Annotated in this window: 13 protein-coding genes and 1 pseudogene; 6 read left to right on the top strand and 8 right to left on the bottom strand. The window is 61.2% G+C overall.

Going from position 1 to position 11381, the window contains the following annotated elements; all coding sequences use genetic code 11:
* Positions 1 to 2 precede the first annotated feature (2 nt).
* A complete protein-coding gene (gene merP, locus ACWGXF_RS22915) occupies positions 3 to 278 on the bottom strand; it encodes a mercury resistance system periplasmic binding protein MerP (RefSeq protein ID WP_000735441.1) in 276 nt (91 codons plus the stop codon).
* 15 nt (positions 279 to 293) lie between these two features.
* Entirely contained in the window at positions 294 to 644 is a 351-nt protein-coding gene (gene merT, locus ACWGXF_RS22910) for a mercuric ion transporter MerT (protein WP_001294667.1), read from the bottom strand.
* Positions 645 to 715: 71 nt separating this feature from the next.
* Here merT and merR point away from each other — a divergent pair, with 71 nt between their 5' ends.
* Positions 716 to 1150: an Hg(II)-responsive transcriptional regulator gene (gene merR / locus ACWGXF_RS22905; RefSeq protein WP_000429838.1), complete on the top strand. Its 435-nt coding sequence runs from the start codon at positions 716 to 718 to the stop codon at positions 1148 to 1150.
* A gap of 41 nt (positions 1151 to 1191) precedes the next feature.
* Here merR and istB read toward each other — a convergent pair.
* The 3 genes and pseudogenes from istB to ACWGXF_RS22890 form a co-directional block, all read right to left on the bottom strand.
* Positions 1192 to 1716: pseudogene (gene istB / locus ACWGXF_RS22900) on the bottom strand (IS21-like element ISAav1 family helper ATPase IstB); the annotation flags it as partial.
* Entirely contained in the window at positions 1706 to 3238 is a 1533-nt protein-coding gene (gene istA / locus ACWGXF_RS22895; protein ID WP_016495558.1) for an IS21-like element ISAav1 family transposase, read from the bottom strand. The gene istA and the pseudogene istB, both read right to left, overlap by 11 nt.
* A gap of 85 nt (positions 3239 to 3323) precedes the next feature.
* Positions 3324 to 3575, bottom strand: coding sequence for a hypothetical protein (locus ACWGXF_RS22890; RefSeq protein WP_294636986.1), 252 nt, complete (start codon positions 3573 to 3575; stop codon positions 3324 to 3326).
* Between the two features lie 330 nt (positions 3576 to 3905).
* Between ACWGXF_RS22890 and ACWGXF_RS22885 the strand changes: the two genes are divergently transcribed.
* Positions 3906 to 4790: a LysR family transcriptional regulator gene (locus ACWGXF_RS22885; RefSeq protein WP_286747427.1), complete on the top strand. Its 885-nt coding sequence runs from the start codon at positions 3906 to 3908 to the stop codon at positions 4788 to 4790.
* A 159-nt stretch (positions 4791 to 4949) separates the two neighbouring features.
* Here the strand turns inward: ACWGXF_RS22885 and ACWGXF_RS22880 are convergent, their stop codons facing one another.
* Positions 4950 to 5099 (bottom strand): hypothetical protein, encoded by a 150-nt coding sequence (locus ACWGXF_RS22880; RefSeq protein ID WP_286747426.1) that lies wholly within the window; start codon positions 5097 to 5099, stop codon positions 4950 to 4952.
* 132 nt (positions 5100 to 5231) lie between these two features.
* Here ACWGXF_RS22880 and msuE point away from each other — a divergent pair, with 132 nt between their 5' ends.
* The 4 genes from msuE (at position 5232) to ACWGXF_RS22860 (ending at position 9112) form a co-directional block, all read left to right on the top strand.
* Positions 5232 to 5825 carry an FMN reductase gene (gene msuE / locus ACWGXF_RS22875; protein WP_286747425.1) on the top strand — a complete coding sequence of 198 codons (594 nt, stop codon included), beginning with the start codon at positions 5232 to 5234 and terminating at the stop codon, positions 5823 to 5825.
* A 56-nt stretch (positions 5826 to 5881) separates the two neighbouring features.
* Complete coding sequence (locus tag ACWGXF_RS22870; protein ID WP_286747423.1) at positions 5882 to 6895, top strand: DUF1852 domain-containing protein; 1014 nt, start codon at positions 5882 to 5884, stop codon at positions 6893 to 6895.
* A gap of 53 nt (positions 6896 to 6948) precedes the next feature.
* Positions 6949 to 7974: a methionine synthase gene (locus ACWGXF_RS22865; RefSeq protein WP_286747421.1), complete on the top strand. Its 1026-nt coding sequence runs from the start codon at positions 6949 to 6951 to the stop codon at positions 7972 to 7974.
* 130 nt (positions 7975 to 8104) lie between these two features.
* Entirely contained in the window at positions 8105 to 9112 is a 1008-nt protein-coding gene (locus ACWGXF_RS22860) for a bile acid:sodium symporter family protein (RefSeq protein WP_286747420.1), read from the top strand.
* 190 nt (positions 9113 to 9302) lie between these two features.
* Here ACWGXF_RS22860 and ACWGXF_RS22855 read toward each other — a convergent pair whose 3' ends face one another.
* Positions 9303 to 9758 carry a chromate resistance protein ChrB domain-containing protein gene (locus ACWGXF_RS22855; RefSeq protein ID WP_286747418.1) on the bottom strand — a complete coding sequence of 152 codons (456 nt, stop codon included), beginning with the start codon at positions 9756 to 9758 and terminating at the stop codon, positions 9303 to 9305.
* 26 nt (positions 9759 to 9784) lie between these two features.
* Entirely contained in the window at positions 9785 to 10945 is a 1161-nt protein-coding gene (locus ACWGXF_RS22850; protein WP_286747416.1) for a chromate transporter, read from the bottom strand.
* Positions 10946 to 11381 lie beyond the last annotated feature (436 nt).

Below are 11381 nucleotides of genomic sequence, written 5' to 3'. Positions count from 1 at the left end.
GATCAGTTCTTGACTGATGATGGGTAGCCCGCATCCTCGGTAGCCTTGGTCAGTTTCTGCACGCTGGTCTTGGCATCATCGAAGGTGACCACCGCTTCGCGCGTCTCGAAGGTCACGTCAACTTTACTGACGCCATCGACCTTGGAAATCGCCTTCTTGACAGTGATCGGACAGGCCGAGCAGGTCATGCCCGGTACGGACAGCGTAACGGTCTGGGTGGCGGCCCACACGGGGGCAACAACGGCAGCGAGGGCAAGGGCGGAAAGCAGCTTTTTCATGGTGAACTCCTGTGATCAATAGAAAAATGGCACGACGTAGGGAAATCCGAGCGCGACCAAAACCAGCACGGCCACGCCCCAGAAAATGAGCTTGTAAGTAGCTCGCACTTGGGGAATCGCGCAAACCTCACCCGGTTTGCAGGCGGCTGACGGCCGGTAGATGCGCCGCCAGGCGAAGAACAACGCCACCAGCGCCACGCCGATAAAGATGGGGCGATAGGGTTCCAACACCGTCAAGTTGCCGATCCAAGCGCCGCTGAACCCCAAGGCGATCAGAACCAGCGGCCCGAGGCAGCAAGCCGAGGCGAGGATGGCGGCCAGCCCGCCAGTGAAGAGCGCGCCGCGCCCGTTTTGAGGTTCAGACATACGTTTGTCCTTTCGAATCTGAATTGGATAGCTTAAGCTTACTTCCGTAGTTATGTACGGAGTCAAGCGATATGGAAAACAATTTGGAGAACCTGACCATTGGCGTTTTCGCCAGGACGGCCGGGGTCAATGTGGAGACCATCCGGTTCTATCAGCGCAAGGGCTTGCTCCCGGAACCGGACAAGCCTTACGGCAGCATTCGCCGCTATGGCGAGACGGATGTAACGCGGGTGCGCTTCGTGAAATCAGCCCAGCGGTTGGGCTTCAGCCTGGATGAGATCGCCGAGCTGCTGCGGCTGGAGGATGGCACCCATTGCGAGGAAGCCAGCAGCCTGGCCGAGCACAAGCTCAAGGACGTGCGCGAGAGGATGGCTGACCTGGCGCGCATGGAGGCCGTGCTGTCTGATTTGGTGTGCGCCTGCCATGCGCGGAAGGGGAACGTTTCCTGCCCGCTGATTGCGTCACTGCAAGGGAAGAAAGAACCGCGCAGTGCGGACGCGGTGTAGCCCGAGGGAACTACGCCTTAGCGTGCTTTATTTTCCGTTTTCTGAGGCGACTCCAAATAGCCCATCTCGTCGAGGATGACGAGATCCACGTACATGAGCCGATGTGCCAGTTGCCCGGCCTTACCTTGAGCTTTCTCGGCCTCCAGCAGATTGACCAGCTCGACGGTCGAGAAGAAGCGCACCCGCTTACCATGTGCACGGATGGCATGAACACCCAGGCTTGTGGCAAGGTGTGTTTTGCCCGTGCCAGGGCCGCCCACGAAGACCACGTTGTGGGCTGAGTCGATGAACTTGAACTCGTGCAGCTGACGCACCAGCGCCTCGTCCACCTGCGCCTGATCAAAGGCAAAGCCAGCCAGGTCGCGGTGGTGCGGGAATCGGGCCGCCCGCATCTGGTAGGCCATGGAGCGCACTTCCCGATGTGCACCCTCGGCCTTGATGAGCTGATGCAGCAGGGCTTCGTGGTCGAGCGATTTGAGCCGGGCGATGCCCAGCAGTTCCGGCCAGGCACTGGCCATGCCGTGCAGGCTCAAGCCCTTGAGGCTTGCTGCGATGTCATTGGACATGGTCATCCTCCTGGGACTGGCGCAGGCTGTCGTAGCGCGACACGTCGGCCTGAGGCGGCTCGTGCAGCGTCAGTGAAGGCAAGGCTGCTTCAGGCAGGCTTTGCACGGCTTGGGGCTCCTTGAGCCTGGCCAGCACGTTGAGCACATGGTCTGCGCTCACGCGGCCCGATTGCAGCGCCAACTCCACGGCCACCAGCACGTCATCGAGCCCGTGCAGGGTGATGGCCATGAGCACCTGGGCCATCACCCGGTCGCCGCCAGGGTGGCGAAGCAGGTGCGCTTGCAGATGCTGCAAGGGCTCGGGCATGGTCTTGAAGGGGGCGCCGTTGCGCAAAGCGCCGGGCTTGCGTTCGAGCAAGCTGACGTAGTGCCGCCAGTCGTACAAGGTCTGGCCACGCTCGAAGCTGCGCGGCAGGCTCACCGGCTGTTCTGGCGATTCCGAGTTGGCACCGACCACCACCAGGCGATCGGGATAAGCCCGCACGCTGACACTGGTGTGGGCCCACTCGCATGGCACGCTGTAGCGATTGCGCTGGTAGTGGATCAGCGAGGTGGCTGTGACCCTGGCCATCTGCTCGACATAGCCATCAAATGGCGCAGGGTTGGGCATCAGGTGCGTCTGCTCTTGCTGCCAGACGTCGGCGATCGTCAGCTCTGGCCACTCGGGGTGAGGCAGCTCATGCCAGGCGTCCAGGCAAGCCTGGTGCAGCCACGCATTGAGGCTCTCCAGGTCGGGCCAGCGGCGTTCCGCTGCCTCCATCCAGATGCCACGACGGCGATCCTGCACGTTCTTCTCGACGATACCCTTCTCCCAGCCAGCGGCGCGGTTGCAGAACTCTGGCTCGAACAGGTAGTGACCCGTCATGGCCTCGAAGCGCGCATTGACGGTGCGGCTCTTGCCCTGACCAACCTTGTCGACGGCGGTCTTCATGTTGTCGTAGATGCCCCGGCGCGGCACGCCACCAAAAGCCGCAAAGGCTCGGGCATGGGCGTCGAACAACATCTCGTGGGCCTGGCTGAAATAGGCGGTGAGCATGAAGGCCCGACTGGCCGCCAGCTTGGTGTGCGAAGCCTCCAGGCGTTTGCGCAGGCCGCCCACGAACAGGTACTCGCAGCTCCAGTCGAACTGGAAGGCCTCGCCCATCTCGAAACTCATGGGTACGAAGGCCATTCGGGTTGGCGCGTCGGACTGTGCCTGCTGCCAGCGCTTGGCGAACTCATAGACCGGGCCTCGGCTGCCAGGGTAGCCCACGGCCTGCAGTGCCCGGAACATGGCCTTGATGCCACGGCGCTCGCGCTTGTTGCGGTGGCTGTCGGCCTTTAGCCAGGTGGCCAGCTGTTCCTTGTAGGGATCGAGAACGCTGGGAAGAGAGGCCCGCTTGGGGTAGCGGGGCTCGACCATCTCGTCGGCCTCGAGCCACTTGGCGGCTGTATTGCGGGAGATGCCCAGCCTTCGGCTGGCTTCGCGCACGCTCAGGTGGTCACGGTGGACCATGCGGCGCAATTTGCTCAATGTGCTCACGTTGATCACTCCTGCACCCCACTGCTGCAAAAAACAGCAGGGTAGGTGGATAACGTGGCTCAAAATTGGGCGTGACGGATGCCCTTTAGTGGCTCAGTTTTGCTCGTGATTCAACAGCCTTGACTTCGCCAAGGGTCTGAAACTCAGAGACAAGCTCAGACCAGCGCGGCGAAAGTCGAACCTTGTGCGGCAGATCGGGGGCGTCATGAGTTTGAATTCGCCATCCGGCAGCCGCCATTTGCATGCCGGTCTCATCGACGGCGTCGAGGTGACACGCCATCGGCAAGTGATGCAAAGCTTCTGTCTGAGCTTTACTTGACAAGGCGTGTATCAACATCGGGCTTCCTTCTCATGGGGGTGAAGTGCACCATCATGATAATGCGAATCGTTCGCATTTGCAATTTATGCACCCGATTTTTGAGTGACATTGCGATCTGGCAGGGCCGCAGCCTCACGAGGGTGTCGGAACGACGAGAAGCAGCCCGCCACCTACAGCGGTGTAGCGTTGCATGGAGTGACGGCACTTGCCTCTCTGCCTGCGGCTTGGTGGCGCCGTCGGTGGTCAAAGGTGGGCCGGTCAAGCCATCAACAGGCGAGCGTTCACGAATGATTCGACATGAAATAGAATGGAAACTATTAATGCATCCATGAGCATTATTCATTCATCGTGTTGGAGCGCATTCACCTGGCCATCGTCCAGGAGGTCGAAAAGCAAGGCTCGCTCACCGCAGCGGCGGATGTGCTGTGCGTGACGCAATCTGCACTCAGCCATTCGATGAAGAAGCTGGAGCAGCAGTTGGGCACGGACATCTGGCTGCGCGAGGGCCGCAGCCTGCGATTGACTCAGGCAGGGCAGTACGTGCTGGCAGTGGCCAACCGCGTGCTGCCACAACTCGATTTGGCCGAAGAGCGCCTGCGCCAGTTCGCACAAGGCGAACGCGGCACACTGCGCATCGGCATGGAGTGCCACCCCTGTTACCAGTGGCTGCTCAAAATCGTGTCGCCCTACCTGGCCGACTGGCCCGATGTGGAGGTGGACGTCAAACAGAAGTTCCAGTTCGGCGGCATCGGCGCGCTGTTTGGCTACGAGATCGACATGCTCGTCACGCCCGACCCGCTGCACAAACCCGGCCTGCACTTCGAGCCCGTGTTTGATTACGAGCAGGTGCTGGTGGTGCCTTTCGATCACCCATTGGCGGGCGCGGCCCACGTCAAGCCCAAGCACTTGACCAACGAGGTGCTCATCACCTACCCGGTGCCCACCGACCGTCTCGACATCTACACACAGTTTTTGATGCCTGCAGGCATTGCGCCAAATCGGCACAAGACCATCGAGACCACAGACATCATGATGCAGATGGTGGCCAGTGGCCGGGGCGTGGCGGCGCTGCCGCGTTGGCTGGTGCAAGAGTACGCAAGAAGGATGGACGTGGTGGCTGTGCGCCTGGGGCCCAAGGGCATCGGCAAGCAGATCCACCTGGGTGTGCGCGAGGCGGACACCAACATCGATTACCTCCAGGCCTTCATTGAGCTGGCGCGTCGCTCGGCCTGACACCTCAGCAGGTTGTCGAATCGTCGTTGCCGTAGAACTTCACGCCCAGTTGGATGTGCCCTCTGCCGCTCAGCGAGTGGTGCAGGCTGGTATTGCGCCGTGAATGGACGCAGCCGCAACGCGTTCTCTGGTGGAAATTCTCGCGCCTGCTGATCTCGATCAGGCGAGCAGAGCCAACGTCTTTGCGCCAGTTGTGGCAGCAGCAGCCGAAACCCCCATGACCTCGCCCGACCACGGCGCGCCGCAGGAATGCTGCATCACCTTGTCATGTCCGCCGGGCAGCAGCTTGCCTTCGACGGTGGGGGGCATCTTCGATGCTCCGGTGTCGCGACTCAAAGTTGAATGAATATTTCTCATGCATTGGTGAGAAAAGACCATTTTACGTCATTGGCTCAACTCAATACCATGGCGCCACTTGCATCACTCCACACGAAAGCAACCATGACACGACCTCTCCGCGTGGTGGCGGTTTCCGGCGCACTGCAAAGCCCTTCCAAATCGGCAGGCCTGGCTCAGCACCTGCTGAATCTGATCACTGAACAAATGCCCTGCCAGCCACGCCTGGTCGATCTGGGCCTGCTGGCGCCGCAACTCACGGGCGCGGTCTGGCGCACCCAGGTGCCCGATGCCGTGTCGCAGGCGCTGACCGCCGTCGAGCAGGCCGATGTGCTGGTCGTGGCCACCCCGGTGTTTCGCGCTTCGTACACGGGCTTGTTCAAGCACTTCTTCGACCTCATCGAACAAGACGCCCTGATCGACACGCCCGTCTTGCTGGCCGCCAATGGCGGCAGCGAGCGCCATGCCCTGGTGATCGACCACCAACTGCGCCCCCTGTTCAGCTTCTTCCAGGCCCGCACCTTGCCGCTGGGCGTCTACGCCACCGACAAGGATTTCGTGGATCGACGTCTGAGCGACGAGGCCGTGATCGAGCGCGCCAGGTTGGCCGTTCAACGCGCCGTGCCGCTGCTCGAATTGACCCGCCAGTGCCTCCGTGACGCGCTGCCATCAGTAGCCGAGCAGATGCTCGCTGCTTGAAACCAGCGACGCTCTCCGCCGCCCTTCACACCTGACTCCTTGCAAAGAACGCCGTCATGAGCAACGCCTTCACGTTCAGCCTCCAAAGCATTTGGTTCGATGAGAACTACCAACCGGCAGACAGCACGCGCCTGACCACCAATTTCGCCAACCTGGCGCGTGGTGAGAGCCGGCAGCAGAACCTGCGCAGAGCGCTGAAGATGATCGACAACCGTTTCAATGACCTGGCGCATTGGGACAACCCCACGGGTGATCGCTACGCGGTCGAGCTCGAGATCGTCTCGGTCGAAATGGACATTGGCGTGCAGACCAGCGCGGTGTTTCCGCTGATCGAGATCTTGCACACCCACATCGTCGACAAGAAACTGAACCGACGCATCGACGGCATCGTGGGCAACAACTTCTCGTCGTATGTGCGCGATTACGACTTCAGTGTCGTGCTGCCCGAGTACAACGCCGACCGGGCGCAGTTCAGCATTCCGGACGACTTCGGCGTGCTGCATGGCAAGCTATTCAAACAATTCGTCCAATCCAGCACCTACCAGGAACGCTTCAGCAAGTTGCCGGTCATTTGCCTGAGCGTGGCCACCAGCAAGACCTACCGGCGCACGGCCAATGAGCACCCTATCCTGGGCGTGGAGTACCAGCAAAGCGAGCTGTCATCGACCGACCAGTACTTCGCGAAGATGGGGATGCAGGTGCGCTTTTTCATGCCGCCCAAGAGCGTGGCCCCTTTGGCCTTCTACTTCTTTGGCGACCTACTGGCTGACTACACCGATCTCGAACTGATCGGCACCATCAGCACGATGGAGACTTTCCAGCGCATTTACCGCCCCGAGATCTACAACGCGAACTCGGTGGCAGGCCAGGTGTATCAACCCAGCCTGAGCTACGACGATTACTCGTTGACGCAGATCGTCTACGACCGGGTGGAGCGCAGCCAGTTGGCCGTCAAGCAGGGCAAGTTCACGCAAGAGCATTTCATCCAACCGCACCAGGACATCCTGGCGCAGTGGGCCGCCCAGTTTGACCAGCCTGGCCAACGCGCTGAACTTGCTCAGGCCGCCTGAATGGCCTGAGCCGAGCCCCGATACCCACCTCGTTTGCCTTGAAAGCCCCCTCGATGTTCGAAACCTCCATCACCGGCAGCCTGCCCAAACCCGCCTGGCTGGCCGAAACCCACAAGCTCTGGCCCCAATGGGCGGCGCAAGGCGATGCGCTCCTGCAGGCCAAGGCCGATGCGACCCTGCTGTGGATCAAGGCCCAGGAAGACGCCGGGCTGGACATCGTGTGCGACGGCGAGCAGTCGCGCCAGCACTTCGTGCACGGCTTTCTGGAGCAGGTCGAGGGCATCGACTTCGAGCACAAGGTGAAGATGGGCATCCGCGACAACCGCTACGACGCGATGGTGCCGCAGGTGGTCTCAGAGTTGCGCCTGAAGGGCCGCGTGCACGCCTTCGAGGCCCAACTGGCGCGCGCGCACACCAAGAAGAAGCTGAAGTTCACCCTGCCTGGCCCCATGACCATCGTGGACACGGTGGCAGACCGCTTCTATGGTGACAAAGCCAAGATGGCCTTCGCCTTCGCTGAGCTGCTCAACCAGGAGGCCCTGGCGCTGCAGGCCGATGGCGTGGACATCATCCAGTTCGACGAGCCTGCCTTCAACGTCTACATGAAAGACGTGGCCGACTGGGGCGTGAAGGCGCTGGAGCGCGCCGCGCAAGGCCTGAGCTGCAAGACCGTGGTGCACATCTGCTATGGCTACGGCATCCAGGCCAACACCGACTGGAAAAGCACCCTGGGCGATGAATGGCGTCAGTACGAAACCGTTTTTCCAGCGCTGGCCCAAAGCAGCATCGACCAGGTGAGCCTGGAATGCATGCACTCGCGCGTGCCGCTTGAGCTGCTGCGGCTGCTGGAGGGCAAGGATGTGCTGGTAGGCGTGATCGATGTGGCCACCGATGTGATAGAGACGCCTGAGGAAGTGGCCGACGCCATCGGCCAAGCCTTGCAGTTTGTGCCCAAAGAGCGGCTGTTTCCATGCACGAACTGCGGCATGGCGCCCATGTCGCGGGAGGTGGCTCAGCGCAAGCTACGAGCCCTGGCCGAGGGCACGAAGCTGGCCAAGGCGCGCTTGGCCTCGAATTGAGCGCCGGCCCCTTCCAGCCGGGGTCTTGTGGATGGGGATGGTCGCGCCTGCGCTGCGGGCGCGACCTTTGTTTTTGAAGACATGACGTGGTGAGTTCGAAATGGTGAAGGGTTTGAAGCCGATGGGGTCCATGAGCAGGATGGCGGGCCGCCATCTCCAGCGTGGAGCGATCGATTGGTTCCTGATGGGCATGGTGGGCGCTGTGCTGCTGGCATCGGTGGCGCCGGACCTGGGCCGCACCGGTGGCCTGCTGCGCCTGGACGTGGTGGGGGACATTGGCGTCTTCCTGATCTTCTTCCTGCACGGCATGGGCCTTAGCACCGACAGTCTCAAACACGGTGCCTCGCGCTGGAAGCTGCACCTGACGGTGCAGATCAGCACCTTCGCGCTTTTCCCACTGTGGTGGTTCGCGCTCAATGCGCTGGTGGGCCGCCACATCCCGCACGACCTGCTGCTGGGCTTCTTCTACCTGGCGGTGCTGCCGTCCACGGTGTCATCGTCTGTGGCGATGACGGCGATGGCTCGTGGCAACGTGGCGGCGGCCGTGCTCAACGCCAGCTTGTCGACCCTGCTGGGCGTGGTGCTGACGCCGTTGCTGGCCAGCCTGGTGTTCAGTGGCGCGGCCGACGGCCAGGCCATGGACGTGGGCGACACCATGCTCAAGGTGGCCAAGATGTTGCTGTTGCCCTTCGTGTTGGGGCAGTTGCTGCGCCCGGTGGTGGGGGCTTGGTTCCAGAAGGTCAAACCCTGGACGACCAAGGTCGACCGCACCGTGATCCTGCTGCTGGTGCTGAGTTCGTTCAGCGACTCGGTGGCCGATGGCCTGTGGAGCAAGCATGGCCTGGGCCTGATGGCGATGACGGCCGTGGGCGTGTGCCTGTTCTTGTTCCCCTTTCTGTGGCTGACCAAGCGCATCGCCAAGGCCCTGAACTTCCCGGTCGAAGACGAGATCGTGGCCGTGTTCTGCGGCTCCAAGAAGACGCTGGCCTCGGGCGTGCCCATGGCCAAGCTGCTGTTCGGCGGCAACCCGGCCTTGGGGGTGCTGGTGCTGCCCATCATGTTCTACCACCAGCTGCAGCTGTTCGTGTGCTCGGTGATGGCCAGGCGCTATGCGGAGCGGGGTGAGGTGGTGCACTGACAAGCACGAGCGAGCGGGCAGTACCTCCCATTGCCCGACGGCCACAAGAAGGTGCTGCCGCAACAACACTGACCAAAGACCGGCAGCACTCGGCAAGACAGGCGTTCTACTCCACGAACGAGCCGCAGTGCCGCTCACTCACCCGATCCAGATGCGCCAGCGGCTGCGTATCGTACGCACCGGCACTGACTCAGGCCATCCCTTGTGGCCAGGTGTGCGTCTCGCCTTGGCAAGATTGGCACCAGGCAAACAGAGCGTCGTACATCACCATGCCGTGACTCAACATTTCGTGATCGTCGGCAAACTTGCGCGACAGGCCCAGAGACAAGGCATACAGCCCCGCTGATTGCGGAGTGAGGTCAAGCCGGTCGGTATCAGCACCTCGAACGATGGTGGCCAATTGCTGCAGGGCTGGATCGCTCAACTCGTATTTCCGAAGGAAGGCGTCGAAGCTGCACAGCTCGCCCACATGCGACATCTCCACACCGGGGATGTCATAGGGTGTGGCGCTTTGGCTTACTGCTGTCGCTAACACTTGATTGGCTGGCACGTACAGAAACTCAGCTTGAGGATCAATGAAGCGCTGGATCAGCCACGGACATGCAATCCGGTCGATCTTGGGACGTTCTCGTGTCACCCATTTCATGGTCAATCTCCTCTGTGCAAACGGCATCAGTGACGGAAAGGGAACAAGGCCATGCCCACCAATGCAGCGGCCAGGATGATCCAAGGCTCTTGAACTTTTTTGAAACGCCACAGAATGGCTACCACTACCAGCGCCGTGAGGATGGTGGGCAGATCAACCAGCGAGCGTTTGGCAAGCACCACGACCGACCCGGTGATCGCGCCCACGGCCGCAGCCGTCACCCCGTCGATGAAGGCCAGCAAGCCTGGTCGCTTGCCATGCTTCTTGAAGTAAGGCGCAGGCCCGATGGTAAGCAGGTAGCAGGGAAGGAACGTTGCCAATGCGGCCACGCAGGCACCCGGCAGGCCCGCGACCAAGTAGCCAATGAAGCCCACCGTTATGACCACTGGGCCTGGTGTGATCATGGCCACGGCCACCGCATCAACGAACTGCTTCTCAGTGAGCCAGTGAAAGTCGTGAACCACCCCGCCGTAAAGGAACGGCACGATGGCCAGGCCCGAACCAAACACGAAGGTGCCAGCCTTGGCAAAGAACACCCCGATTTGCGTCAGGATGGCCGGGTCAGTGGTAAGTGACACACTTACAGCGGGGATCGCAGGCACGAGCGCCATTGCAGCATTCGACGAAAGCCGGGCTGATGGTCGCCACTTGGTACGCCATAGCCAGACCGTCACACCTGCGGCAATGAATAGTGACGCAATTTCCGACTCAGTGATGATGGTGGTGGTGGCTGTGATAGCCCAGATCGCCCACAGCAACTTGTCCTTGCCCAGGCTCTTGGTGGTGAGCTTCTGGGCGCTCATGGCGATGATGCCGATGACGGCTGCGCCCACGCCGTAGAACGTGGCCTGCATCCAGGTCAGCCCACCGAAGCGGGTGTAGGCCCATCCCAAGGCAACCACCATCAGGAAAGACGGCAGCACGAATGCGATGCCAACCAAGGTGGCACCCAGGGTGCGATAGTGGACGTAGCCCAGGTAGATGGCCAGTTGCGCGGCCATGGGCCCTGGCATCAACTGGGCCAGGGCGATACCTTCCTTGTAGTCCTCATCGCTGATCCAGCGGCGCTGCTCGACCAAGTCGCGATACATGTAGCCCGCCAGTGCCACAGGGCCACCAAAACCGATGGTGCCCAGACGCAGCATGTAGGCAACGACTTGCCAGAGTGAGTAACTAGGGCCGCTCATTGAGCACCTCCAGGCATCACAAATGCTGCTGACAAAAAAGAGAAGTCAGCACCGAAAGCTGAAATCAGTGAAAGACTGAAAGTGCGCGCGAGGCTTATTGGCCTTTTCAAGACGAACTCCTACCTGGGCTTGAGCCCATGGTCAGGAGCAGTGCTTGGACGCTAAGCGTCTTGTGCTTGCGGGGAGGACCGCTCTTACCCCCGCGTCGGGAGTCTATCACCCACCGCGACAGCATCTGTTCACGAGTTCGTGCCGCGGTTGCGTGCAAAGGGCGGGCGCTTTAGCCGCACCTCAGCCACAGCATATCGGGATTACCCTAACCCAAAAGCGGGACTCACTGCACCGAAACCGAGATCACCCCAAGAAACACTATGCCCGTCTATCGTTACCCAGCAAGGCTGCCACTTTCTTGAAGCCTTTGCTGGCCAGAGTAACT

It is taken from the genome of Comamonas sp. HJ-2 (assembly GCF_053615495.1).
Note: the sequence above shows the minus strand (reverse complement) of the source record. Positions and strands in the feature narration are given on the sequence as shown.